General features: G+C 60.8%; 25 protein-coding genes and 1 riboswitch. Of the genes, 21 read left to right on the forward strand and 4 right to left on the reverse strand.

Annotated features, from left to right (window positions below):
- Positions 1 to 2 precede the first annotated feature (2 nt).
- From cobN to cobJ, 5 genes are read left to right on the forward strand one after another with little or no spacing between them, the layout of a single operon-like run.
- Positions 3 to 3,296, forward strand: coding sequence for a cobaltochelatase subunit CobN (gene cobN / locus ACR0DT_RS21970; protein ID WP_480712812.1), 3,294 nt, complete (start codon positions 3 to 5; stop codon positions 3,294 to 3,296).
- Positions 3,293 to 4,432, forward strand: a complete 1,140-nt coding sequence (gene cobG / locus ACR0DT_RS21975; protein ID WP_480712813.1) for a precorrin-3B synthase — start codon at positions 3,293 to 3,295, stop codon at positions 4,430 to 4,432. Before cobN ends, cobG begins: the two co-directional genes overlap by 4 nt.
- Positions 4,432 to 5,061 carry a precorrin-8X methylmutase gene (locus tag ACR0DT_RS21980; RefSeq protein WP_480712814.1) on the forward strand — a complete coding sequence of 210 codons (630 nt, stop codon included), beginning with the start codon at positions 4,432 to 4,434 and terminating at the stop codon, positions 5,059 to 5,061. Before cobG ends, ACR0DT_RS21980 begins: the two co-directional genes overlap by 1 nt.
- On the forward strand, positions 5,058 to 5,786 hold the full coding sequence (locus ACR0DT_RS21985; protein WP_480712815.1) for a precorrin-2 C(20)-methyltransferase: 729 nt from the start codon (positions 5,058 to 5,060) through the stop codon (positions 5,784 to 5,786). The genes ACR0DT_RS21980 and ACR0DT_RS21985 overlap by 4 nt, the downstream gene beginning before the upstream one ends.
- Positions 5,783 to 6,535, forward strand: coding sequence for a precorrin-3B C(17)-methyltransferase (gene cobJ, locus ACR0DT_RS21990; protein ID WP_480712816.1), 753 nt, complete (start codon positions 5,783 to 5,785; stop codon positions 6,533 to 6,535). Before ACR0DT_RS21985 ends, cobJ begins: the two co-directional genes overlap by 4 nt.
- On the opposite strand, the gene ACR0DT_RS21995 is transcribed toward cobJ, so the two are convergent.
- Positions 6,508 to 7,257: a cobalt-precorrin-6A reductase gene (locus tag ACR0DT_RS21995; protein WP_480712817.1), complete on the reverse strand. Its 750-nt coding sequence runs from the start codon at positions 7,255 to 7,257 to the stop codon at positions 6,508 to 6,510. The genes cobJ and ACR0DT_RS21995 overlap by 28 nt on opposite strands.
- On the opposite strand from ACR0DT_RS21995, the gene cbiE reads away from it, so the two are divergent.
- From cbiE to ACR0DT_RS22040, 9 genes are all read left to right on the forward strand, one after another.
- Complete coding sequence (gene cbiE / locus ACR0DT_RS22000; RefSeq protein WP_480712818.1) at positions 7,256 to 8,455, forward strand: precorrin-6y C5,15-methyltransferase (decarboxylating) subunit CbiE; 1,200 nt, start codon at positions 7,256 to 7,258, stop codon at positions 8,453 to 8,455. The two genes, ACR0DT_RS21995 and cbiE, sit on opposite strands and share 2 nt — an antisense overlap.
- Positions 8,452 to 8,820, forward strand: a complete 369-nt coding sequence (locus ACR0DT_RS22005; RefSeq protein ID WP_480712819.1) for a cobalamin biosynthesis protein — start codon at positions 8,452 to 8,454, stop codon at positions 8,818 to 8,820. The genes cbiE and ACR0DT_RS22005 overlap by 4 nt, the downstream gene beginning before the upstream one ends.
- Positions 8,817 to 9,611 carry a precorrin-4 C(11)-methyltransferase gene (gene cobM, locus ACR0DT_RS22010; protein ID WP_480712820.1) on the forward strand — a complete coding sequence of 265 codons (795 nt, stop codon included), beginning with the start codon at positions 8,817 to 8,819 and terminating at the stop codon, positions 9,609 to 9,611. Before ACR0DT_RS22005 ends, cobM begins: the two co-directional genes overlap by 4 nt.
- Positions 9,598 to 10,920: a cobyrinic acid a,c-diamide synthase CobB gene (locus tag ACR0DT_RS22015; protein WP_480712821.1), complete on the forward strand. Its 1,323-nt coding sequence runs from the start codon at positions 9,598 to 9,600 to the stop codon at positions 10,918 to 10,920. Before cobM ends, ACR0DT_RS22015 begins: the two co-directional genes overlap by 14 nt.
- Positions 10,917 to 11,645, forward strand: a complete 729-nt coding sequence (gene cobA, locus ACR0DT_RS22020; protein ID WP_480712822.1) for a uroporphyrinogen-III C-methyltransferase — start codon at positions 10,917 to 10,919, stop codon at positions 11,643 to 11,645. The genes ACR0DT_RS22015 and cobA overlap by 4 nt, the downstream gene beginning before the upstream one ends.
- Complete coding sequence (gene cobF, locus ACR0DT_RS22025; protein WP_480712823.1) at positions 11,638 to 12,381, forward strand: precorrin-6A synthase (deacetylating); 744 nt, start codon at positions 11,638 to 11,640, stop codon at positions 12,379 to 12,381. Before cobA ends, cobF begins: the two co-directional genes overlap by 8 nt.
- Positions 12,382 to 12,424: 43 nt before the next feature.
- Positions 12,425 to 12,631: riboswitch (cobalamin riboswitch) on the forward strand.
- A gap of 36 nt (positions 12,632 to 12,667) precedes the next feature.
- Positions 12,668 to 12,838 (forward strand): CbtB domain-containing protein, encoded by a 171-nt coding sequence (locus ACR0DT_RS22030; protein WP_170349258.1) that lies wholly within the window; start codon positions 12,668 to 12,670, stop codon positions 12,836 to 12,838.
- A gap of 4 nt (positions 12,839 to 12,842) precedes the next feature.
- The gene (locus ACR0DT_RS22035) at positions 12,843 to 13,541 is read left to right on the forward strand and encodes a CbtA family protein (protein WP_480712824.1); all 699 of its coding nucleotides are present in this window, start codon (positions 12,843 to 12,845) and stop codon (positions 13,539 to 13,541) included.
- A 66-nt stretch (positions 13,542 to 13,607) separates the two neighbouring features.
- Positions 13,608 to 14,102, forward strand: a complete 495-nt coding sequence (locus ACR0DT_RS22040; protein WP_480712825.1) for a hypothetical protein — start codon at positions 13,608 to 13,610, stop codon at positions 14,100 to 14,102.
- Here the strand turns inward: ACR0DT_RS22040 and ACR0DT_RS22045 are convergent.
- Positions 14,099 to 14,443, reverse strand: coding sequence for a DUF1636 family protein (locus ACR0DT_RS22045; protein ID WP_480712826.1), 345 nt, complete (start codon positions 14,441 to 14,443; stop codon positions 14,099 to 14,101). The genes ACR0DT_RS22040 and ACR0DT_RS22045 overlap by 4 nt on opposite strands.
- Before the next feature lie 141 nt (positions 14,444 to 14,584).
- Here ACR0DT_RS22045 and ACR0DT_RS22050 point away from each other — a divergent pair, with 141 nt between their 5' ends.
- The 7 genes from ACR0DT_RS22050 to mdoH all read left to right on the forward strand — a co-directional run bounded on the left by ACR0DT_RS22050 (position 14,585) and on the right by mdoH (position 24,076).
- Positions 14,585 to 15,043, forward strand: a complete 459-nt coding sequence (locus tag ACR0DT_RS22050) for a DUF302 domain-containing protein (RefSeq protein WP_480712827.1) — start codon at positions 14,585 to 14,587, stop codon at positions 15,041 to 15,043.
- 79 nt (positions 15,044 to 15,122) lie between these two features.
- The gene (locus ACR0DT_RS22055) at positions 15,123 to 16,742 is read left to right on the forward strand and encodes a thiamine pyrophosphate-binding protein (RefSeq protein ID WP_480712828.1); all 1,620 of its coding nucleotides are present in this window, start codon (positions 15,123 to 15,125) and stop codon (positions 16,740 to 16,742) included.
- The gene (locus tag ACR0DT_RS22060; RefSeq protein ID WP_480712829.1) at positions 16,729 to 17,913 is read left to right on the forward strand and encodes a CaiB/BaiF CoA transferase family protein; all 1,185 of its coding nucleotides are present in this window, start codon (positions 16,729 to 16,731) and stop codon (positions 17,911 to 17,913) included. Before ACR0DT_RS22055 ends, ACR0DT_RS22060 begins: the two co-directional genes overlap by 14 nt.
- A gap of 181 nt (positions 17,914 to 18,094) precedes the next feature.
- Positions 18,095 to 19,465, forward strand: a complete 1,371-nt coding sequence (locus tag ACR0DT_RS22065; RefSeq protein WP_480712830.1) for a tetratricopeptide repeat protein — start codon at positions 18,095 to 18,097, stop codon at positions 19,463 to 19,465.
- A gap of 32 nt (positions 19,466 to 19,497) precedes the next feature.
- Positions 19,498 to 20,715 carry an OpgC family protein gene (locus tag ACR0DT_RS22070; protein ID WP_480712831.1) on the forward strand — a complete coding sequence of 406 codons (1,218 nt, stop codon included), beginning with the start codon at positions 19,498 to 19,500 and terminating at the stop codon, positions 20,713 to 20,715.
- Entirely contained in the window at positions 20,712 to 22,211 is a 1,500-nt protein-coding gene (locus ACR0DT_RS22075; protein ID WP_480712832.1) for an OpgD/OpgG family glucan biosynthesis protein, read from the forward strand. The genes ACR0DT_RS22070 and ACR0DT_RS22075 overlap by 4 nt, the downstream gene beginning before the upstream one ends.
- Positions 22,208 to 24,076 carry a glucans biosynthesis glucosyltransferase MdoH gene (mdoH, locus tag ACR0DT_RS22080; RefSeq protein ID WP_480712833.1) on the forward strand — a complete coding sequence of 623 codons (1,869 nt, stop codon included), beginning with the start codon at positions 22,208 to 22,210 and terminating at the stop codon, positions 24,074 to 24,076. Before ACR0DT_RS22075 ends, mdoH begins: the two co-directional genes overlap by 4 nt.
- Here the strand turns inward: mdoH and ACR0DT_RS22085 are convergent, their stop codons facing one another.
- Entirely contained in the window at positions 24,077 to 24,892 is an 816-nt protein-coding gene (locus ACR0DT_RS22085; RefSeq protein ID WP_480712834.1) for a CE1 family esterase, read from the reverse strand.
- Positions 24,889 to 25,362: a rhodanese-like domain-containing protein gene (locus tag ACR0DT_RS22090; RefSeq protein ID WP_480712835.1), complete on the reverse strand. Its 474-nt coding sequence runs from the start codon at positions 25,360 to 25,362 to the stop codon at positions 24,889 to 24,891. The genes ACR0DT_RS22085 and ACR0DT_RS22090 overlap by 4 nt, the downstream gene beginning before the upstream one ends.
- Between the last annotated feature and the right edge of the window lie 94 nt (positions 25,363 to 25,456).

The raw sequence follows: 25,456 nt of genomic DNA on the forward strand, positions 1-25,456 counted from the left end.
CCATGCACGTCGTCTTCCGCGAAAGCCACGGGTTAGAGGAAACAGAGACCCCGACCGACCTGGGCCAGAGCCCGGCGGATCTGGTGGTGCTGTCCTTTTCGGACAGCGACCTTGGCGCTTTCGCTGCAGGCTGGCATCGCGGCGGCGGCGCTGACGGACGAATGCCCACGATGCGGCTGGCCAACCTGACGGCGCTAAAACACCCTCTGTCCGTCGACACCTATGTCGAGCAGACACTCGAGGGCGCGAAAGGCATTCTGATCCGTCTCATTGGCGGCGTACCCTACTGGTCCTACGGTCTGCAGCAGGTTTTGTCGTTGGCACAGGCCAAGGGCATCGCGCTAGCCGTATTACCCGCCGATGGGCGCGAGGATACGCGGCTGGACGACTATTCCACCTTGCCCGTGTCCACACTGCGGCGACTGGCGCATCTGTGTGATACTGGCGGAGAAGTCGCGGCGCAGGCCGCATTGGCGCAGATGGCGCTGGCGGCGGGGCTTTATGCCGGGCCGGTGATGGGAGCCAAGACCCTGCCGGAATGTGGTGCTTGGTGCCCGGATCGCGGCGTGATCGCGGCAGATACCGCGTTCTCAGGCGACGCGAAACGCATCATCGTCACGTTTTACCGCGCTTACCTGACCTCGGCTGACACCGCCCCGGTCGCAGCACTGATCAGAAGCTTGCGCGCGCGAGGGTTCGATGCGGTTGGATTATTTGCGCCATCCCTGAAAGCGCCCGCAGCCGCCGATTGGCTGCGCGAACAGGTCGTTGCTCTGACCCCATCGGCGATCATCAACGCCACCTCTTTTTCAGGCAAAGGCGCGTCTGGGACGTCCCCATTGGATGCGGCGAATGTGCCCGTATTCCAGATTGCACTCGCCACGTCGCGCCGAAAGGCTTGGGCCGAGGCGGAACGCGGACTGTCCCCCGCCGACCTCGCCATGCATGTGGTGCTGCCTGAGGTGGACGGGCGTATCTCAGCAGGCATTGCCTCGTTCAAGGAACCGGGCAAGCGCGATCCGCATCTGGAATATTCCCGCTTTGCCCATCGGGCCGAGCCCGAACGTATCGAGGCCATAATCGACCGGGTGACTGGATGGCTGGCGCTGCATAACAAGACCAAGGCCGATCAGATCCCGGCGCTGGTGCTATCCACCTATCCAGGCAAGGACTGGCAGATGGCCCATGCGGTGGGTTTGGACGCGCTGGCCTCAGCCGAGGCGATGCTGTCCGATATGCATGGCGAAGGCTATGACACCGCTCCCGCTGAGCCCATTGCCGACACATTGATGAACGCGCGAATTTCGTGGCCGCAACAAGACTACCAGACGGCGCTCGCAGACTTGCCTGAACAACTGCGCACTGACCTCAATACAGTTTGGGGACGGGCCGAGGATGACCCGACCTTCAAGGATGGAGCCTTCCACTTCACCGCTCTGCGACGCGGTAAGGCACTGGTCGCGTTGCAACCCGAACGTGGCACGCCCGAGCTGCGCGATGAAGATTACCACGACCTCTCGCGCACCCCGCGCCACGGCTATGTGGCCTTCTATCTGTGGCTGCGCAAAGGGTTGGGTGCCGATGCGCTGATCCATATAGGGGCGCATGGCACGCTGGAATGGTTGCCCGGCAAATCCGTCGCCCTGTCGGCGAACTGCTGGCCCGAGGCGTTGATCGGCGATCTGCCGGTCATCTACCCCTTCATCGTCAACGACCCCGGCGAGGCCGCGCAGGCCAAACGGCGGATCGGAGCCATCACACTGGGCCACATCCCGCCCCCGATGAAGGAAAGCGGCACGCCGGACCGGATGGTACGGTTGGAATCCTTGCTGGATGAGTTCTCGAACGCCGACGGGCTGGACCCCAAGCGCCGCGACCGTCTGCAGGAAGACATCCGGGATGAAGCTCAGGCCATTGGGTTGGAAAGCGATCTGGGTCTGGATCAGGCCACCTGCACCGCCGAAGCGATCACCCGCATCGACCGTTTTGTCTGCGACATCAAGGAAAGCCAGTTCGGCGACGGGCTGCATATCTTTGGTCGCGTGCCCGAATTCACTGGCAATTTCGACCCCGCCCCTTCCGCCCACGCCGAGCGCAGCGCCCTGATTGATGCGTTGGCAGTAAAACGGATCGAGGCCGGGCCGTCTGGCTCACCCTATCGGGGTCGGTCGGATGTGCTACCGACGGGGCGGAACCTCTACACCACTGATCCGCGTTCGGTGCCAACTCGCGCTGCTTATACGCAAGGCGTGAAACTAGCCGAAGAACTGGTGCGGCGCCATCTGCAAGAGGAAGGCGACTACCCGAAGGGGCTGATCGTCGACCTGTGGGGCTCGGCCACCATGCGCACAGCGGGCGAGGAATTCGCCATGGCGCTGCATCTACTGGGTGTGAAGCCCGTTTGGGACAAAGGGTCTGAACGAGTGTCGGGCATCGAAGTGCTACCGATCACCGATCTCAGCCGCCCGCGCCTTGATGTGACCCTGCGCGTATCGGGCCTGTTCCGGGACGTGTTCCCGACGCTTTCGGCACTGTTTGGTCAGGCCATCCGTGCCCTGTCAGATCGTGAAGAAGCTCCGGATTGGAACCCTTATGCCGGGCAAACGCCTACAGCACGGGTCTTTGGGCCGGCCCCGGGCAGCTATGGCGTGAACATGACGCAACTGTCTGAAATATATACGGGTGAAGCCAGAACACAGGCGGGCGAAGCATGGCTCCAGGCAAGTTCTTTTGCGTTAGAGGGCGACCATATCGTGCATGATGTCACCGGCATCACCGCACGTGTCGCCAATGCCGATAGTTTTGTCCACCTGCAGGATCTGACTGAGACCGACCTGCTGCTGGCCAACGATTATGCCACGCATGAGGCCGGGTTTGCCGCTGCTAAGAAGATCACCGGCGGCAGCGCGCAACTGTACCATCTGGATAATACCAACCCCGACAATCCCCGCGCCCGCACCCTGCCCGAGGAAATCAGCCGCGTTGTTCATGCCCGCGCTGCCAATCCCGGTTGGATTGCAGGGATGCAGCGCCACGGGTTCCGCGGGGCAGCCGAGATCGCAGCGACGCTGGATCATATGGCATCTTTTGCCCACCTGTCTGGGACGGTCGCGCCGCATCTGTTCGATCTGTACCACGACGCCACGCTGGGCGACGTCGAGGTTGATGCCTTTCTGCAAGACGCCAACCCGCAAGCCCATCAAGCCATGCAGGACCGGTTCCGCGCGTTGCTTGAGGCCGGGCTGTGGGACACGCGCCGGAACTCGATCCGCGCTGATCTGGAGGGGTTGGGATGAGCGCCCCCGCTTCTAAACCTGTTGTTCAGGGCTGGTGCCCCGGCGCGCATCGTCCGATGATGTCGGGCGACGGGCTGGTGGTGCGAGTACGCCCTCGACTGGCGCGGCTGAATGCAACGCAGGCTTTAGGGCTGTGTGAGCTGGCCGAGCGTTTCGGCAATGGCACCATCGATCTGACCAACCGTGCCAATCTGCAGTTGCGTGGCGTGAATGAGGCCGATCATCAAAGGCTGCTTACCGAACTCTCCGCGCTGGACCTTTTGGACGCAGAGCCCGGCATTGAAGTGCGGCGCAATATTCTGGTCTCACCGCTTTATGAAACGGGTGATCTGACGGCACGGCTGGCACAATCTTTGATCCATCATCTGGCCGACCTGCCTGCCCTTCCGGCGAAATTCGGTTTCGCCATCGACACAGGCCCTTCCCGTCTTTTGGCCTCGGATTCGGCGGATATCCGGCTGGAGAACGGCCCGGACGGCTTGATCCTGCGCGCTGATGGTTGCGGGACCGGGCGTGCCGTGTCCGAGGCCGAAGCCATCAACCGACTTATCGCACTGGCCGAATGGTTTGCCGAAAACCAAACCTCTGACAATCGCCGTATGGCACGTGTGGTTGCAGCCCAAAGCCTGCCACAGGACTGGCAAGGCAGCCTGCCTGGCGCGGACGGTACTCCACTGCAACCCGGCGCTTGTGAATTAGGCGCGCTCTATGGCGCAGCGTTCGGTCAACTGCCCGCACGGCGTCTGTTCAGCTTGATTGAAGACACGGGCGCATCCGCCCTGCGGGTGACCCCATGGCGGTTGTTCCTGCTGGAAGGCGGGGCGGCGATCCCGGCCCCGGCCTTTGTCACAGATGGCACCGATCCGCTGATGACAACCGACGCCTGCCCCGGCGCCCCGTTCTGCCCGCAGGCGCAGGTAGAAACCCGTGCAGTTGCCCGTACGCTGGCTCCACGCGTCGAAGGCAGCCTGCATGTCTCGGGCTGCTCAAAGGGATGCGCCCGAATGGGGAGCGCTGATGTCACTTTGGTTGGTCGCGATGGACGATTTGACCTTGTCAAACAAGGCCGCGCAGGGGATGAGCCCTGCCAGCGCGGGCTGACCCCCGAAACACTTATGACCATGGACCTGACCTGATGCCCTATGAATATGAAACCAATGGCGCGGCGATCTATAAGGAAAGCTTCGCCACCATCCGGTCCGAGGCCGATCTGGCCCGGTTCGACGCCGACGAAGAACAGGTCGCCGTCCGCATGATCCATGCCGCCGGGATGGTCGGGTTGGAAGAGTTCGTGCATTTCTCGCCCAATTTCGTGACCTCCGCCCGCACGGCCCTGGAAGACGGCGCGCCCATCCTGTGTGACGCGCGCATGGTCAGCGAAGGTGTGACCCGGTTCCGCCTGCCCGCCGACAACGAGGTGATCTGCACCTTGCATGACGAGCGTGTGCGCCCACTAGCCGCCGAGATGAACAACACGCGCTCGGCTGCCGCGCTGGAGCTGTGGCGTCCGCATCTTGAAGGTGCCGTAGTTGCTATCGGCAACGCGCCGACCGCTCTGTTTCACCTGCTGAACATGCTGGAAGACCCCGATTGCCCACGCCCCGCCGCCATCATTGGCTGCCCCGTGGGGTTCGTCGGTGCGGTCGAATCCAAGGACGCCCTGTGGGCAGCCCAGCCGGTGCCGTCCTGCATCGTCAAAGGCCGTCTGGGTGGCAGCGCCATCACCGTCGCAGCCGTCAACGCCATCGCGAGCCGGGCGGAATGAGCGCGGGCAAGATATACGGCGTGGGCCTCGGCCCCGGCGATCCCGATCTGATGAGTGTCCGGGCCGACCGTCTGCTGCGCAACGCGCGCCATGTGGCCTTTTTCCGCAAGCCGGGCCGCAGCGGTCAAGCGCGCAAGATCGTCAATGGGATGATCCCCAACGGTGCGATTGAATTCCCGATGGAATACCCCGTCACCACCGAAATCCCGCTGAACGACCCGCGGTATAACGAGCTGCTATCGGCCTTCTATAAAGACTGCGCCGCGCATCTGAAGAAACTGTCGGAACAGGGTGAAGACGTGGTGGTCCTGTGTGAAGGTGATCCGTTCTTCTACGGATCTTTCATGCATCTTTACAGCCGCTTGCGCGATGAAGCTAATGTCGAAGTTGTACCTGCCATCACAGGTATGTCTGGAGCGTGGACAGCAACCGGTGACCCGATCACATGGGGCGATGACGTACTGACCGTTTTGGTAGGTACCCTGCCCGAGGAAACGCTGGCGGAACGCATGGCGCAAACCGATGCTCTGGTCGTAATGAAGATCGGGCGCAATGTCGACAAGGTGAAACGGGCGCTGAAAACCGCTGGGCTCTATGATCGCGCGTGGATCGTCGAATTTGCGCAGATGCCAAACCAGCGCGTTTGCAGACTTTCCGAAAATTGCGAAGGCATCACCCCCTATTTCTCTATCATCATCGTGCACGGTCAGGGGCGACGACCATGAGCGGCTGGGTCAAGATCGCGGGCCTCGGACCCGGAAAGGAAGATCTGGTAACACCCGAGGTTGCCGCTGCATTAGCCGAAGCGACGGATATCGTCGGCTATATCCCATATGTCGCACGCGTGGCCGAACGCCCTGGCCTGACGCTACATGCCAGTGACAACCGGGTCGAGATCGACCGGTCGCAGCACGCGCTTCGGATGGCTGCCGAAGGTAAACGTGTGGTCGTTGTGTCCTCGGGCGATCCAGGCGTGTTTGCCATGGCGGCTGCTGTGTTTGAAGCGCTGGAGAACGGTCCAACCGAATGGCGCGAAATTCCCATCGACGTGCTGCCGGGTATCACCGCGATGCTGGCGGCGTCGGCCCGCGCGGGCGCGCCTCTGGGGCATGATTTCTGCGCCATCAACCTCAGCGACAATCTGAAACCGTGGTCATTGATCGAAAAACGTTTGCGCCTTGCCGCGCAAGGGGATTTCGCGATGGCGTTTTACAATCCTCGCTCAAAATCCCGACCCGAAGGCTTTGTAAAGACGCTGGAAATTTTGCGCGAAGAATGCGAGCCCGAGCGCCTGATCCTGTTCGCCCGCGCCGTTTCTCGCGCGGACGAGGCGATCCGTATTTCGACACTGGCCGAGGCGACACCGGACATGGCCGATATGCAGACCGTTGTCATCGTAGGTTCATCCCTCACTCGTGTAATCGAGCGGGAGAGCAACCCGATCGTCTATACCCCGAGGTTCACACCGGAATGAGCCAGCCAGTCCAGAACCTGCGTCACGCTTGTCAGCTCATGCCGCTGCGGCAGGGCAGGACGGTCGATCATCAGCACCGGCACGCCCAGCGCCCGGGCGGCATCCAGCTTGGCACGGGCTCCGGTGCCGCCTGCGTTCTTGGACACCACCAATTCAATGTCATGGCGCTGCATCAGCGCCCGGTCATCCGCTTCGGAAAACGGCCCGCGCGAGACAACCACATCGCAATTCGGCAGCGGCAAGGTCACGGGTTCATCCACCAGCCGCAACAGATAATGATGCTGGGGCTGGGCGGCGAAGTTCTCAAGATGCATTCGTCCCACGGCCAGAAAGACACGCTGCGCCGGGCCAGACAGAGCGCCCACTGCGCCGTCGATATCCGGGACATGCTGCCAAAGGTCACCCTGCTGCGCCGTCCAAGCCGGACGAGTCAGCGCGGTCAGCGACACATTGGCTTCGCGGCAGGCTGCAATAGCGTTCCGGCTCATTTGCGCGGCAAAGGGATGGGTCGCGTCTACCACGTGGGTAACCGCGTGATCGCGAAGGTACTGCGCCAGCCCGTCTGCACCGCCAAAACCACCGACACGAACCAGCAAGGGTTGGGAGCGAGGGTTATCGACCCGTCCAGCATAGGAATAGGTCGCCGAGATACCCTGTTCGGCCACGGCCTTGGCCAACCCGTTGGCCTCGGTCGTACCGCCAAGGATCAGGAGGTGTGTCATGCATGAAGCTCCGTGGCTGACCGTTCTGGGGTTGGGCGAAGATGGACTGGATGGCCTGCCGCCCGCAAGCCGTCAAGTACTGGAACGGGCCGAAATAGTCATGGGCCCGCCGCGGCACCTGTCGCTTATCCCCGAAACCGGCGCACAGAGGGTTGAGTGGCCGGTGCCTTTCGCCGATGGCTTGCCGATCCTGACCGGCTTTCGGGGCCGACCGACTGTGGTTTTGGCCTCGGGCGATCCCTTTTGGTTTGGTGCCGGGTCGGTTATCGCGCGTAACTTCGAGGCCGGAGAATGGACGGCCCTGCCCGGTCAGTCGACCTTTTCCCTTGCGGCTGCGCGCCTGGGCTGGCCGCTGGAATCTACGCTGACATTTGGTCTGCACGCGGCCCCGCTAACCCGGCTGCGGCCTGATCTGGCGCCCGGAGTGCGCGCCATCCTGTTATTGCGAGACGGCAAGGCGGTGGCGGAACTGGCCACCTACCTGACCGAAACCGGCTTTGCTGACACCCGCCTGCACGTGATGGAAGCCTTGGGCGGCCCTCGCGAACGGGCCCGCAGCGTGTCGTTGACAGAAGCTCTGCTGGGCGGGTTCGATCACCCGGTCTGCGTCGGGCTCGAGGTAGCAGGCGAAGGCCGTGCCTTTCCAAAGGCATCCGGCAAACCGGATGAGATTTTCGAAACCGACGGCCAAATCACCAAACGCCCTGTCCGGGCGCTGACCTTGTCGGCACTGGCCCCGCAGCGAGGCGAACACTTGTGGGATATCGGCGGCGGCACGGGGTCGATCAGCATCGAATGGCTGATGTGTGACCCGACCCTGACGGCCACAACCATCGAACCCCGCGCGGATCGCGCCGAGCGCATTCGCCGCAATGCTGATACATTGGGGCAGGACCGGCTGAACGTTGTGCATGGCACCGCTCCGGGCTCGCTTGGTGGCCTAACCTTGCCGGACGTGGTTTTCGTCGGCGGTGGTCTCAGCACCGAATTGATGGAGTGGCTGCAAGCCGCCCTGCCCAAAGGCACCCGGCTAGTCGCCAATGCTGTGACATTGGAAAGCGAAGCTTTGCTGGCGCAGTGGCAGGGTAAACTTGGCGGAGAGCTTTTGCGCATTGAACTGGCACAGGCCTCGGCGCTTGGCCCCCGACGCGGCTGGAAGTCCGCCTACCCTGTGGTGCAGTGGAGCGTCACCCTATGATCGTCGCGGGATTGGGGTTTTCGTCCACGGCCACGCTGGATAGCCTACACGCGGCATTTGATCGGGCCAGCAACGGGCAGCCTGTGGACGCGCTGGCAACGGTGGCGGATAAAGACGGCCATCCCGCACTGGCCGAATTCGCCTCGGTCATCGATTTGCCCCTGCATTTTGTTGCCCCAGCCGATCTGGTCGGGCAACGCACACTCACCTGCTCGAACCGCAGCCGCGCCACCTATGGCACCGGCAGCGTGGCCGAAGCATCCGCCCTTGCCGCCGCCGGTTCTGGTGCGCGGCTGATCTCACCCAGACAAATATCGGACGACCGGCTTGCCACCTGCGCCGTCGCCGTTGGAGGACAAAAATGACCGTTCATTTCATTGGTGCCGGACCGGGCGCTGCCGACCTGCTGACCCTGCGTGGACGTGATATCATCGCGTCATGCCCCGTGTGTCTTTATGCCGGGTCGCTGGTGCCTGAGGAAATCCTCGGTCACTGCCCCGAGGGCGCAAAGATCGTGAACACCGCGCCGATGGACCTAGACCAGATCATGGCCGAGATTGAGGCCGCGCATCAGGCTGGTCAGGATGTGGCGCGGCTGCATTCCGGCGACCTTTCGGTCTGGTCGGCGATGGGTGAACAAATCCGAAGGCTGAAGGAAATGGGCATCCCGGTCAGCGTAACCCCCGGCGTGCCGTCTTTTGCGGCCGCTGCCGCAGCCTTGGGCACCGAACTGACCTTGCCCGGTCTGGCGCAATCTGTTGTCCTGACCCGGACGCCGGGCCGTGCATCGTCAATGCCAGAAGGCGAGACGCTTGAGAATTTTGCCCGCACTGGGGCGACTTTGGCCATTCATCTCTCGATCGGCAATCTGGACAAAGTGATTGCTGACCTGACCCCTGCGTATGGCGCAGACTGTCCCGTGGCCGTGGTGTATCGGGCCAGCTGGCCGGATGAGCGGATCATCCGCGCCACGCTGGACAACCTGAAAGAGGCGCTGGATGACAGCATCGCGCGTACTGCGTTGATCATGGTTGGCCCGGCGCTGGCGGGCGAAGGGTTCGACGAAAGCTGCCTGTATTCAAAAGATTATGATCGTCGCTATCGCCCGCAAAGCGCCGATAGCCCGTGGTCAAGCTGGAGTCATGGAGATGACTAATCCTCCGGGTCTTCTGATTTCGGCCCCGTCGTCGGGAACAGGCAAGACAACAGTAATGTTGGGCCTGCTGCGGGCTTTGGCTGAAGATGGCCTAACCGTACAACCGTTCAAAAGCGGCCCCGATTACATCGACCCTGCCTTTCACCGGGCAGCCGCAGGGCGGGCCTCGTTCAATCTGGACAGCTGGGCGATGGGTGATCCGTTGTTGAACGCGATTTCGGCGCAAGCTGAGGGTGCGGATATAGTGGTCGCCGAGGGCTCGATGGGGTTGTTCGATGGCGTGGCCAAGCCGGGCGAGCTGGGGCATGGGTCTAGTGCCGAGACCGCGCAGCGCATGGGCTGGCCCGTGGTGCTGGTGCTGGATGTAGGCGGTCAGGCGCAATCGGCAGCCGCAACGGCTCTGGGGTTTCGGATGTATAACCCGGACCTGCCCTTTGCCGGAGTGATCCTGAACCGCTGCGCCAGCCCCCGGCATGAACGATTGACCCGTCTGGGCATGGAACGCGCCGGTTTGCCGGTTCTGGGCGTTTTACCCCGACGCGGAGATCTGACCCTTCCGGAACGCCATCTGGGATTGATTCAAGCGGTCGAGCATCCCGATCTGGAAAGCGCAATTGTCGGCTACGCCGCGTTTCTGCGCGAACATGTGGATCTTGAGGCTATTAAAGTGGCGGCCTCCTCAGGCCCCAATGAGCCATCGTCAGCCGCGCTGCCGCGCCCCCCGGCGCAACGGATTGCACTGGCCCGGGACGCCGCGTTTTCCTTCACCTACCCGCATTTGCTAGAAGGGTGGCGTGCTGCGGGGGCTGAGATATTGCCGTTTTCCCCCCTTGCGAACGAAGCACCTGCCGCTGATGCCAACCTGGTTTGGCTGCCTGGCGGATACCCCGAACTGCATGCCGGTACGTTGGCTGCTGCCGACACATTCCAGACCGGCCTGCGCAAACATGCCGAAACCAAACCCGTACATGGGGAGTGCGGAGGTTACATGGCGCTGGGTCAAGCATTGATCGACAAAGAAGGTGTCCAGCATCAGATGGCTGGCTTGTTGGGACTCGTGACTTCGTATGAAAAGCGCAAGTTCAATTTGGGATACCGACGCGCGGAATTGCTGGCCCCGATGCCCGGTTTTGCAGCCGATACCGCTTTGCGGGGGCATGAGTTCCACTATTCCTCGATCATGGAACAACCCGACGCACATCTGGCGCGGGTGTTTGATGCCGAAGGGGCCGAGGGTCCGCAGACCGGATCGGTACGCGGCAACGTTACCGGTACTTTCTTTCACTTGATCGCTGAGGCCTCGGCATGAGCGGGTTCGTATCCTTCATCGGTTCCGGCCCCGGTGACCCCGAGCTTTTGACCCTGAAAGCAGTCGACCGGATGCAAAAAGCCGATGCGGTACTGTTCGACGACCTTAGCAGCGGCCCTATCCTGAGCCATGCACGCGACGACGCCGATTTGGTGGGCGTGGGCAAACGCGCCGGGCGACCTTCGCCCAAGCAAGATCACGTCAGCCGCCTGCTGGTGGATTATGCCAAGACCGGTGCCCGCGTGGTGCGATTGAAATCCGGCGATGGTGGGTTGTTCGGCCGGTTGGAAGAAGAGCTTGTCGCCCTGCGCGCCGCCGGGATCGAGTATGAGATTATTCCCGGCATCCCGTCGGCCGTTGCAGCCGCTGCAGCGGCGGGGATACCGCTGACTCGACGTCTGACCGCGCGGCGGGTTCAGTTTGTCACCGGTCATGACGTCAGTGGCAAACTGCCCGAAGATCTGAACCTGCCTGCACTGGCCGATCCGGATGCGACGACGGTGGTGTTCATGGGTAAACGGACCTTTCCCCTATTGGTTAAGGCTCTACACGACCATGGCTTGCCACTGAACACTCCAGCCCTGATGGCCGAGTCCGTTTCGACCCCCGACCAGAGCCTTCATCGCGCTACCATTGGCGTGCTGTCGGACAAGCTGGAATCTGAAATCGGCACAGCTCCGGCCCTGATCTTGTATGGCCCATTGGCAGAGTTCGACGATGTTTGACCTGACTTTGATCGGAATTGGTACTGGCAACCCGGATCACGTGACCTTTCAGGGCGCGCAGGCTATTCGCGATGCAGACCTGATCCTGATCCCCCGCAAAGGCGAGAACAAGGCCGATCTGGCCGGGCTACGCGAAGAGATCATCGCCGCTGTGACCGACACACCGCCACAGATCGCCTATTTCGATATTCCCAAACGCCGGGCCGACGATGGTTATCTGCGTGGCGTCGACGAATGGCATGATGCAATTGCCCTACGCTGGCACGAGGCAATTGCGGCTCATCCGAATGCGCAGCATGTGGCGCTGCTGATCTGGGGCGACCCGTCGCTTTATGACAGCTCACTGCGAATCGCGTCACGATTAGACCCTCGGCCGCAGACACGGGTAATCCCAGGAATCACCGCCCTGCAGGCGCTGACAGCGGCTCATGCCATCCCAATCAATGATCTAGGTGCGCCTTATGTCGTGACGACTGGACGACGCATCCGGGATGAGGGTTGGCCTACAAATGCCTCAAAAGTTGCGGTAATGCTGGATGGTGAATGTTCATTTCAAACCTTGGACATGGCCGATTACGACATTTGGTGGGGTGCCTATGTCGGCATGAATGAGGAAACCCTAATCAAAGGCGCTCTGACCGATGTGGCGCAGGAGATTTTGGACACCCGCGCCAGGGCACGCGCCGACCATGGCTGGATCATGGATATCTATTTGCTGAAAAAGCGCGTGATCTGACCTAAAAGGTCGCAAATGACGATTGCGCGGTTGGCATCATAGCGGCTAAATAAAAGCGTCTGGTCCTGCCGGAGACATCCGGATGCTAAGAGGGAATGTGGTGCGACTGCCATGGCAGCCAAGTCCACAGCCGCCCCCGCGACTGTAAGCGGAGAGCCCCTGTTCAACCAGCCACTCCTGTTCTCAGGGGGAAGGCGAACAGAGGCATCGACCCGCAAGCCAGGAGACCTGCCAGGCGACAATTGAAACACCGGCCGTCGGGTGCGGCGGCAAAGGAGAATAAAAGATGGCAACACAAACGCAAACAGCATCCGCCTCGCGCGCTGGTATCCTTCCGGTCATGTTCGCGGTGGTTCTGGGTCTGGGCATCATTACCCTGACCGGTCACGTACAGGCTGCAGCGCTGCACGATGCAGCCCACGACGTGCGCCACGCGACCGGCTTCCCCTGCCACTAAGAACATGTTCAGTCGTATACTGACCAGCGCGTTGTTCGCTGGTGCTGCAGCGGGGCTGATAGCCGCCTTGCTGCAGTTGGTCTTTGTGCAACCTGTATTGCTACACGCGGAACTGTACGAATCCGGTGAGCTGGTCCATTTCGGGGCCGAGGCCGTTTCGGCCCATCCCGAACTGCCGGGCATGTTCTCGGAACTGACCCGTGACGGGCTGAGCGTTATCTTCACCATGCTGACCTATACCGGCTATGCGCTGCTGATGGTTGCGCTGATGTCAGTTGCCGAAGGCCAGGGTCACACGATTGATGGCCGTACTGGTGTTCTGTGGGGTCTGGCGGGGTTCATCGCCTTTCACCTGGCGCCCGGCTTTACCCTGGCGCCTGAAGTGCCCGGTGTCGCCGCTGCCGACGTCTATGCTCGTCAGGTCTGGTGGTTTGCCACTGTGGGTGCCGCGATTGTTGCACTGTGGCTGATTGCCTTTGGCGGCAACCTGATCAGCTATGTGATCGCTGCGGTTTTGTTGCTGGCACCACATCTGATTGGTGCTCCTGAACCAGATGTGTTCACCGGCCCCGTCCCGACGGAAATCGGTGCTTTGTTCGCCGCCCGCGCCTTTGGCATCGGTCTGGTTGCTTGGGTTCTGGTCGGCACCTTTGCCGGCTATTTCTGGCAGAGCGAAGGCAAACGCGTCGAAGCGACGGCTTAATCCTCCAACATAATGACGCGCCGGGTTCCGCCCGGCGCGTTTCTTTTTGCACTCAAGGAAAGAAAAATGGCACGCTCACTTGCCCTTTTTGCGATCGGCCTGGTGTTCGGCGGTGGTGCTGGCTTTGTGCTGGCGGCCGCCAATGGCGTCACTTTTGACGGCCACGATCACGGCGACCCGTCCCATCACGGCGGCGCGCATGCTGAAGCGATGGCACATGACCATTCGACTACGGTAAACTTGCCCTCCGGGGCGGACGCCCCCAGCGTCGCAATCGCTTTGACCCAAGACCCGATGGCCGGGTGGAACCTGCACGTCATGCCTCAGAATTTCCGGTTTGCCCCGGAAAACGCGTCGACTGACGACGTAGACGGCGAAGGCCACGCGCATGTTTACATAAATGGCGAGAAACTGGCCCGTCTCTACGGTAACTGGATCCACATTCCAGACCTGCCGAAAGGCGAAGTCGAAGTTTCCGTGTCGCTGAACGCAAACAGCCACAGTGCGTTGACAGTCGACAATGTACCAGTCGTCGCGGCAGTGACCGTTCAGGTCGACTAAAGCGCCGGAATACGTGCGCGCAAACACATCCGAAGCCGCCCGCAGGGTCGGGCGTCTTCGATCCAACCTGCGGGGCTGTCCAAGTAGGTCTGGCAGGTTGCCGCGATGTCTTCGGCATCGGCAACAACATTAACCCCCGAAAACACGTAAGACGCCCGCCCGTGGGCTTGCAGCGCCAGTGCCGTCGGCTCCGCGCAGCCACTGAAGCAGGCGTGATCCGTGACCTCAACCCGGTCATTCAAACCTGCCCGAGTCAGCGCAGTATCCACAGCCTGTTTCTCGGCCTCAGAGTCGCGGTTTCCCGCACAGCTGCTGCAAATCAATAGGCGTATCGGGTCCACGTGTGGCCTCGTGTTTGGTCGTTTGCATGTTTCTGCGGCTTTCCGGCCCTTGGCGCAATCCCGAATGCGCACAGGAATGTGCGTGCACCGAACCCGGATTTCTGGCATCACTCGAAAGGCCACATCAAACGAGGCACAATCATGCGCGCGCTTTTAGGTTTGCTCTGTCTTCTTGCCCTGCCCGTTGGGGCCGAGGAACCACTGTCAGGCTGGGCGGTATATCCGACTGACAAAACCTATGAACAGCTGGTTGCGGATACAAAGTCCGCCGTAAAAGAAAACGGGCTGATCGTGGTCACACAGGCCGGTCCGACCAAGGCCGCTGCGGCCCGCGGCATCATCATTCCCGGCAATCTGGTGATTGGGGCCTTCAACAACGACTACGCCGTGCGCGTTCTGGAAACCTCGGTCAGTGCCATGATCGAGGCACCGGTCCGCTTTTATGTAACCGAAAACGACGACGGTACGGCCACCCTGTCCTACAAAACACCCAGCTTTGTCTTTGCCCCCTATGTCTATGAAGGCGGAGAGCCATTGCGCGATATTGCCCAAGAACTCGACACAAAGTTTAAGGCAGTGGCGGAATCCGCCGTCAAATAGTCACACTGACGTGATCCTGCTTGCGTCCGGGCGCGTCCTCCGCAATCTGCTGAGCAGCGAAAATTTCGGAGCATAAAGAATGCAGGACCTCTCTACCCGCGCGGCTGACCTTCTGGCCCAACGACTGTACGAGGCCGGGTGCCGCCACGCGTTTGGCATGCCGGGCGGCGAGGTTCTGACGTTGGTGGACGCGCTAGAACAGGCCGGGATCACCTTTCACCTGGCCAAACACGAAAACGCCGCCGGTTTCATGGCCGAGGCGGTGCATCACCGCGACGGAGCGCCTGCCATTCTGGTGGCCACACTGGGCCCCGGCGCGATGAACGGGATTAACGTCGTCGCAAACGCGCTGCAGGACCGGGTGCCGATGATCGTTCTGACCGGCTGCGTCGATGAGGATGAGGCGCTGACCTATACACATCAGGTGATGGACCACGCGCAGGTTTACCGCTCGATCACCAAGGGGACGTTCAAACTGACGGCACAGGGCGCGGATGTTGTCACGGATAAGGCGGTTTCGCTAGCCAATCAGCCGCGCCCCGGTCCGGTTCACGTCGACGTGCCGATCTCGGTCGCGGATACGCGCGTATCCGGGATAAAACGCCGCCGTCTGGTCAAACCCGCTGCCGTAGCGCCCGAAGGGAACTGCGTTGAGAAAGCCCGCCGTTGGGTGGCCGAGGCTGAACGCCCCATCGCGATTGTGGGTCTGGACGTGCTCTACGACGACTCGCGCAATGTGGTGCAGGCCTTTTTGGAACATTTCAGTATTCCCTTCGTGACCACCTACAAGGCAAAGGGCGTCGTGCCCGAGGATCACCCTTTGTGCCTCGGCGGCGCAGGTTTGTCTCCACTGGCCGACAAGCATCTGGTGCCGCTGGTCGAGCAATCCGATCTGGTTCTTTGTCTGGGCTATGACCCGATCGAAATGCGCCCCGGCTGGCGCGAGATCTGGGACCCCGAGGAAAAGCGCGTTATCGACATCTCGTCTGTGGTCAACGATCACTATATGCATCAGGCTGGGTTGAACTTGGTCGCTCACACGGGTGCTACGCTTGAGGCCATCGCCAAGGGCAACCCCTCTCGGGCGACGTGGCCCGAAGGAGAGCCCGCGCAGGTCAAAGCTGCATTGGCGCAGGCTTTCCCCTCTGATGACGACTGGGGCCCGGCAGCGGTGATCGCCGAAACCCGTGCCGCCCTGCCCTCTGACACGCTGGCCACTGCCGACAGTGGCGCGCACCGTATCCTGCTGAGCCAGATGTGGAATTGCTACGAAGAGCGCGGGCTGATCCAATCCTCGGCCCTGTGCACGATGGGTTGCGCGGTTCCGATGGCCATCGGCCTGAAACTGGCCGAGCCAGACCGCCCGGTCATCAGTTTCTCTGGCGACGCCGGGTTCCTAATGGTTGCCGGAGAGCTTTCGACCGCAGCCGAGATGGGCGGCAACCCGATCTTTTTGGTCTTTGTCGATGCCAGCCTTGCGCTGATCGAGTTGAAACAGCGTCAGCGTCAGATGGGCAATGTTGGGGTGGATTTCGACCGCCACGACTTTGCCGCGATGGGACAAGCCTTTGGTGGCTATGGACATACCGTCCGCAACCGCGCAGAACTGCGGTCGGCGCTGGAACAGGCGGTCAAAACCGACCGCTTTACCGTCATCGCCGCAGAAATCGAGCGTGGAGGATATGATGGCCGCATCTGAGGGACCGCTGAAGGGCATCAAAGTACTGGACCTTTCACGCATTCTGGCCGGGCCAACTTGCACTCAGTTGCTGGGCGATCTCGGGGCGACAGTCATAAAAATCGAAAACCCGGCCAGTGGCGGCGATGATACGCGGCAATGGGGGCCCCCGTACGTTGAGGATGCCGAGGGTAATCGATCGGACCTCAGCGCATATTTCATGTCGGCCAACCGCAACAAGAAATCCGTCGCCATCGATATTGCCACGCCGGAAGGGCAAGCCGAGATCAAACGGCTGGCGTCGCATGCCGATATCCTGATCGAGAATTTCAAGCCAGGCGGGCTGGCAAAATATGGGCTGGATTATGCCGCGCTGTCGCAAGAATTCCCAAGCCTCGTCTATTGTTCGATCTCGGGTTACGGCCAAACCGGTCCGAATTCGTCCAAGCCCGGCTATGACCTGATGGCGCAGGGCTATGGCGGGATCATGTCACTGACGGGCGACCCCGAAGGCGCACCGATGAAAGTAGGCGTAGGTATCGCCGACGTGATGTGCGGGATGTACGCCTGTGTTGGCATTCTGGCCGCTCTGCGCCACCGGGATCAGACCGGCGAGGGCCAACAAATCGACCTGGCATTGGTCGATACACAGGTTGCGTGGCTGATCAACGAGGGCGTAAATTTCCTGACTTCGGGCAATGTCCCCCAGCGTAGAGGCAACGGTCATCCCAACATCGTGCCCTATGAAGTTTACGAAACCTCGGACGGTCACGTGATTCTAGCCGTGGGCAATGACGGCCAGTTCCGACGTTTCTGCGACTTTATCGGCAAACCTGAGCTGACGAATGACCCGCGCTTTGCCACCAACCCGGCGCGTCTGGAAAACCGGGATGCTCTGAACGCGGTGCTGCGCCCGACGGTTCAATCTTATGATACAGCCACCGTGATAGCCGAGCTTGAAACCCGCAAAGTACCCGTCGGCCCGGTGCGGACGCTAGATCAGGTTTTTGCCTCGGATCAGGTCGCGGCACGGCAAATGCAGATCGCGATGCAGGCCGCCCCGGGTGAGGTGCAACTGATCGGGAATCCGCTGAAACTGTCCCGTACTCCGGTCACCTATCGCAGCGCCCCGCCCGAATTCGGAGCGGATACTCAGACCGTATTGAACTCCGAAAATCCGTTCGAAGATTGAAACACAGTGCCCGTTTCGGCGGCATGTTGCTGAAACATGCCGTTGAATCGGCGGTTTTTTTCACGTTTTCCACACACAGCTTTTCACCAATTCGAGAGCAGCGGCGATACTGATACGACGCCGTCAGAGTCTCTGCTACATCGAATAGTGTAGAAATTCGCAACTGGATCGGACCAATCGCATGAAACAGGATGTTTTCGGACAGATGAACACCCTCAGCCAATCGGCAAGCGTCGAGGCGTGGAATGGTGTTCTGCTTGGGTTCATGGCACACGCGGCCATAACGCCGCAACATCTGGGCAAGGTGCTTGAGCTTGAGCCCGACTTTGCGCTGGGTCACGCCATCAAAGGCCTGTTTATGGTTCTGTTGGGCCGACGTGAGATGACAGCAGTCGCGGTCGATGCCCTGTCAGAGGCCAAATCCGCGATGGAGCGGCAACCGATCACGGAACGCGAGCGCATGTATGTCGAGGCGTTAGGTCTATATCTGGACGATCTCCCCTCGCAAGCCATTCAGAAATTCGAGCAGATTCTGCGTGCCCATCCGCAAGATACCCTGGCTATGAAACTCAGCCACGCCACCCGGTTCGTTCTGGGCGATCCAACCGGTATGCGCCGGTCAATCGAGCGGGTTTTGCCCGCTTATGAACCAGATCACCCAGGGCGTGGCTATCTTCTGGGCTGTCACGCCTTCGCGCTGGAGGAAACGGGCGAATACCAAAAGGCCGAGATTGCCGGGCGCCAAGCCCTTTGGATGGTTTCTGATGACGCCTGGGGTTTGCATGCGGTGGCCCATGTGCACGAGATGCAGGGCAATGCGCAGCTAGGTCTGGACTGGTTGGCCGGACGCGAGGACGCCTGGACCCATTGCAACAACTTCCGCTATCACGTTTGGTGGCACAAAGCGCTGATGCATCTGGACTTGGGTCAGGTCGAGCAGGTGATGGAGCTGTATGACACTCATGTTCGCCAAGACAAAACGGACGATTACCGCGATATCTCAAACGCAACCTCGCTGCTGTCACGCCTGGAACTGGAAGGCGTCGACGTGGGCAATCGCTGGGAAGAACTGGCCGACCTCAGCGCGGCCCGGACCGAGGATGGCTGTGTGGTCTTCGCCGACCTTCACTATCTGCTGGCATTGACTGGTGATAACCGCAGCGAAGCGACCAGCAAGATGTTGCAGCGCATCCAGAAAGACGCGCAGCGCAATCAGGGCGATACCCCGGTCCGCATGTCCGATCCGGGCATTGCGGCCTCCAAAGGGTTAGAGGCTTTTGGCGAGGGGCAGTACGCCGCCGCCTTCGACTTTTTATCGAGTGCCCGCAATGGTATGCAGCTGGTAGGTGGCAGCCACGCCCAACGTGATGTATTCGAGCGCATCACCATTGATTCGGGCTTGCGCGCGGGTCGCCTGGATGCTGTCGAGCGCATCCTGGATGATCGCCGCGCCAAACGGGCCGGTGGCGAGGACAATTACGCACTGGCGCGCCGCGCATTGATCGACGCGGCCCGCGACGACGGAGACGCACAAAGCGTCCCGGCTGAATAACAAAAACAAAGACCAAGAAGGACAGAACACGTATGGCGACTGCATCGCCCGCTTCTGATTTTGCACCTGTGGCTGCTTCGGCAGCCGCCCCTGTCCATGTGCGTGACCCGCGCCTGGACTTCTATCGCGGCATTGCGATGTTCATCATCCTGATCGCGCATATCCCGAACGACCCCTGGGCCAAGTGGATTCCAGCGCGGTTCGGTTTTTCTGATGCGACCGAGATCTTCGTGTTCTGTTCCGGCATGGCTTCGGCCATCGCCTTTGGTGGAGCTTTCCTGCGCAAAGGCTGGTGGATGGGCACCGCCCGCGTGGCGTTCCGCATCTGGCAGGTTTACTGGGCACACATCGCACTGTTCTTCTTTGTCGCCATGTCCATGGCCGCGCTGAACGAAAGCGGGTTATTCGAGAAGGACTATATCTCTGCCCTGAACCTGCAGCATTTCTTCAACGACCCTGCCCCGCAGATCGTTGGCCTGTTCACACTGACCTACGTGCCAAACTATTTCGACATCCTGCCGATGTATCTGGTGGTTCTGGCGATGATGCCGCTGGTCATGGGCCTGTCGCGGATTGGCTTCTGGGCGGTTGCTTTGGCATCGGTCACACTCTGGCTGGTGGCGCAGACCGACGTTCTGGACCTGCCGGCCGAGCCGTGGTCCGACCGACAATGGTTCTTCAACCCCTTTGGCTGGCAATTGCTGTTTTTCACCGGTTTTGCCTTCATGCGCGGTTGGATTCCCGCACCTCCGGTGTCAAAAACGCTGATCTGGGCGGCGGCGCTGTTCCTGATTTTCTCGATGCCTTTTGGATCATGGAAAGTATTCACCTGGATCAACGCAATTGCCCCCGATCTGGCGGATGAAATCCGCAAGGTCTGGCCGGTTACGAAAGAGCTCCGCGACAAGACCGATTTTGGCCTGTTCCGGTACCTGCACTTCCTGTCGCTGGCTTATCTGGGCTGGGTCGCTGCAGGTGAGCATGGCCATCGCCTGATCGCCACCGGTCACGGCGCGGCGACTAAAGTCTGGCAATTCCTGCTGACCGTGATCACCAAGGTTGGACAGCAATCACTGGCGGTATTCGTATTTTCCATGGCAGCAGCACGGCTTATCGGCGTCGGACTGGACCAGAGTGGGCGGGATTTTGCCAGTGTGTTCATCGCTAACATGATTGGCTTTGCGATGATCATCGGCGTGGCTTACATGGCCGCTTGGTTCAAATCACAACCTTGGAAGTCAAAGAAATGAATTTTACACGTCGCGCATTTTTGGCCTCGACTTCGGCGCTTGCCTTTGCGCCGGCCACATTTGCCACCGGCGGGGAAACCCCCTTTGACCGCAATGACGTTATCGCGATGGCCAAGGATCTGGCCAGTCGCCCCTATGCTGAACGCGAAATGGTGCCGCAGGAATGGCAAGACCTGACCTACCAGCAGTATCGCTCGATCCGGTTCCGTCTGGACCGTGCGCTTTGGTATGAAACCGAGACGCCCTTCAACGTCGATTTCTTTACGCCGGGCCTGTACTTCCCGCGCACTGTAAAAGTCGAAACCGTTGAAAACGGCATGACAACTCCGGTCGTTTTCGATCTGGAGATGTTCGACAAATCCGAGGATGTGCCCGAGTTGCCGATCGACGACACGCTGGGCTTTTCCGGCCTACGCCTGCGCACCGAGATGCACCGCCCCGGCAAAACCGATGAGTTCTGTGTCTGGCAAGGTGCCAGCTATTTCCGCGCCATCGGCCTGCACGAGGTCTATGGCCTGTCCGCCCGCGGTCTGGCGCTGAAAACCGGCGATCCGGATGGCGAGGAATTCCCCGAATTCATCCGGTTCTGGCTGGAGCGCCCCAAGCCCGGCCAACGTGACATGGTGGTTCACGCGCTGATGGACAGCCCCAGCGTGACTGGTGCCTATCGGTTCAACGTCACCGCAGGCGCGGATTGCGTAATGGACATCGAAGCCACCCTGTTCCCGCGCGAAGAACTGACGCATGTGGGCATCGCACCGGGCACCTCGATGTTCCTGTTCGATCAGACCAACCACAGCCGGTTCGACGATTTCCGCCCCGCCGTCCACGACAGCGATGGCCTGCTGATCCGCAACGGCGCCGGAGAAGTCATTTGGCGGCCGCTGGCCAACCCGACGCGCCTGCAGATTTCGTCCTTCGTCGACATGAACCCGCGCGGGTTTGGCCTGTTGCAGCGGAAACGTGAGTTCTCGGACTATGCAGACCTTGAGGCGAACTACCACAAACGCCCCGGTCTGTGGGTCGAACCCGGATCTGATTGGGGCAAAGGCTCGGTCACGCTGGTCGAGATTCCGGCAGATCAGGAAATCTATGACAATATTGTCGCCTACTGGCGCCCGATGGAGCCGTACGCCGCAGGTAGCCAGGTTGACCTGTCCTACCGCCTGATTTGGGGGGATGAGCCGCAGCGCACGCCGATGCCGCGCGTAATCAACACCGCCATGGGTGAAAACACTTTTGGCGAAGGGCGTCTGGCCGTCATCGACTTTGAACCGTCCGAGTTGTTCGAAGACCCCGAGGCGATGACGATCTTTGTCAATTCACCCCATGCCGAAACATCCGAGGGCGTGCTGCAGCGCAACCCGGACACTGGTGGGCTGCGGCTGGCCTTTTCATTCCAGCCGGGCGACCGGAACCACGTGGAACTGCGGGCGCAGTTACTGAAAGACAAACAGCCGGCCTCTGAAGTCTGGCTTTATCGTTGGACCGCATGACCGAAGACTTGCATATCATGCCGCCCGAGGCACCGTTGGCCATGCCTGCGCAGGACTTCAGCGCAGGCTTCCGTGACGCGCAGGTGCCCGAGGGCCAGCGCCCCTCGACCGGGTTCTGGCGCGCTTTGGCGTTTTCGCCTGCGATGGCGGCGACCTTGGGCCTGCTCTGGGTGATGTCCGACTGGTTCGGGGCCGAAGGGATCAACCTGATCGAAGCCATCCTTCTGGCGCTGATCTCGTTCAACTTCTTCTGGATTTCCTTCACGGTCTGCACTGTGCTTCTGGGCATGGTCTCACTGTCCCGGCAGGAACAGCCCATCCGTCAAGGCCGCCCGCAACCGCTGCGCGTGGCGCTTCTGATGCCGGTCTATAACGAGGTGCCGTGGAACGTGCTGGGCAACGCCCGCACAATGCTTGAGGATTTACAGGCACGGGGTGGTCAGCACCACTATGCCATGTTCATCCTGTCCGACACCCGCGACCCCGAGATCGCGGCACAGGAACAGGCCAGTATCGAGGCGCTGCGCACGACCCTCGCCCCTGGGCTGGAGCTGTATTACCGCCGTCGCGAGGAAAACACAGATCGCAAAGTCGGCAACATCGCCGATTGGGTCAGCCGCTGGGGCGCGGATTGGGATGCGATGTTGGTGCTGGATGCCGACAGCCTGATGACGGGCCGCGCTATCCTGCGCCTGACCGATTCACTGGCACGTGATTCCGGTGCCGGCCTGATCCAGAGTTACCCGCAACTCATCGGTGCGCAATCGGTCTTTGCCCGGATGCAGCAATTCGCCAACGGCGTTTATGGCATCGCCTTTGCCGAAGGTTTGGCCCGTTGGTGCGGGCAAGAGGGCAACTATTGGGGCCACAACGCCATCATCCGTACACAAGCCTTCGCCAATTGCGCGGGCCTGCCGAAACTGCGGGCGTTCAACGGCCAGGAAAAGCTGATCATGAGCCACGATTTTGTCGAGGCCGGTCTGATGCGCCGCGCGGGCTGGGGCGTTCGGTTCTTGCCGCGCATCCGGGGCTCTTATGAAGAAACGCCCCCCACACTGATCGACCATGCTCTGCGCGACCGTCGCTGGTGTCAGGGCAATCTGCAGCACCTAAAACTGCTGGGATCAGCCGGGTTCCGTGCGGTCTCGCGGTTCCACATGTTCCACGGCGCAGTTGGCTATCTGATGTCGCCACTGTGGTTTGCGCTGCTGGTGATGTGGGCGTTGATTGGACAGGGCGAGGATGCATCGGTGCTGCATTATTTCAGCCCGGATAACCCGCTATTCCCGCAATGGCCCGAAATGTCGGAAACCCGCCATGTGCTGATCATTCTGGTGATGTATGCGATGTTGCTGGCACCTAAAGTGTTGGGTGTTCTGGCCCTACCCCTCAGCGGTGTGCGCTATTCGGATTTCGGCGGCGGTTCAAAGTTCCTGACGTCGTTCCTAGCCGAGGTTATCCTGTCGATCCTTTACGCTCCGATCCTGATGGTACAGCAGATGATCGCGGTGTTCCGCACGGCCCTGGGCTTGCAAAAAGGCTGGTCGCCCCAAGCCCGGGACGGTGGCAGCTATAGCCTGCAAACGCTGATCCTGTGCCATATGCTGGAAACCGTCAGTGGCATCGCGCTGAGCGTCGGGATCCTGTCTGGCCTAGTTTCGATCTGGCTGGCTCCGATTGCCATCAGCCTTGCGTTGGCAGTTCCTCTGTCTGCGCTCAGTGGCGTGTCCGCTGGTACTGCGCGGCGCATGGTCGGGATGAAAGAGGATTTCCACGAACCCGCCATCACACGTTCAGCCCGGCGTCACCGAAATGAATTGAAACGCCTGATTGAGGGTAAGGCGGTCATGACCCCTGCCGAGTGATTAGCCGCCCGGCAGGCCTTCGTACCAATCCACCATCATGTCTGCCCAGCCATTGGGCACGGTGTGGCCGCCGGGAAACAGCGCGAATTCCAGCATGCCGCCTTCCGCACATCCGGTCCACCTGCGCCGCATGAACTGACCCGTGGTCGAGAAACCGCTGGGTTTGGTGTCAACGCATTCATTCGCAACCCGCCAGATTTCCAACCCAGCAAAGATGTCGCCCTGATGGAACCGGCCACCGCCTAGAATACGGCCCTCTAACGGCACCACATTGTCGGTCCAGCCATGAGTGTGGAACATCCGCACCGGCCCTTCACAGCTTTCGGGATGTGGTCGCCAAAATCCGCCGGAAACCGGTACATAGGCCGAAAACGTATCGGGTGCTGCGCAGGCAAGATAATACACCATGAACGCCCCGGCCGAGAATCCTCCCAACACCACGCGATCCTCATCCACGCCGAACCGCGCCGAGGCATCCTGTACTGCTTCGGTCAGAAAGGCGGCTTCGTCCCGCCCATCCCAGCCGGGAAAGAAGTTCCAGCTTTGGCGACCATTGCGCTCCGAGCCCTCGGGGGCCATGACAGCATAGCCGCGCGCCAGCAAAGGCTCGACCATACTGCGGTTTTTCAACGTGCCGGTCGCTGACCCACCATAGCCGTGCAGGAAGACGACCAGTGGCGGGTTATCCGCCTCGGGCAATTCGATGTGATAGCCGCCCGACTCGGTTTCGCACATGCCCTCTTGTTCAGCACATGCGGCCCATCCGGCATGCCCCGCAAATGCCAACCCCGCAGCCAAGGTGAATGCCCGGATCATCCTGTCTCTCCTGTATCATGTTGAACCGGCAAACCGGCACGCACCCATCCCGGCCCTGCTGCCGAACCCAGCATGCCCTCGGGTACGTCAATGATGTTTGTGAACCCTTCCTCGGTCAATCTATTGCTCAGCCGGGCTGATCGGACCCCGCGCGCACAGATCAATGCAATGGGGGCGTCGCGATCATTGCCCGTCAGTTCTGCCAGCGCCTGTGCAAAATCATCGCGGCGCATGTCCAGCGGATGTGCCCCTTGACCCACGCCCGTAGACTGCCATTCCCGAGGGGTGCGAATATCGACCAGCAAAATTTTCCCGGAAACTGCCTGCTGATGCGCGTCCTGTACGCTCAGCCGGTCGCCCGAGTAGTCTGGGGGGATCAAGCGGTATTCCCGAACTGCAAAGCCTGCGACGACGGCCGCGCCTGCGCCCAAAAGAACCCATCGACGTGTTTGTTTTGCTTTGTCTGCCACGCGGCTCCCTCCTGGTCCGACGGGATGTGTTTATCACAGGCCGAATTTCGAATCCGCGTTGAATTTCAACCGGCAGATCAAGATCGCGTCATTG

It is taken from the genome of Ruegeria sp. BI11 (genome assembly GCF_056538005.1).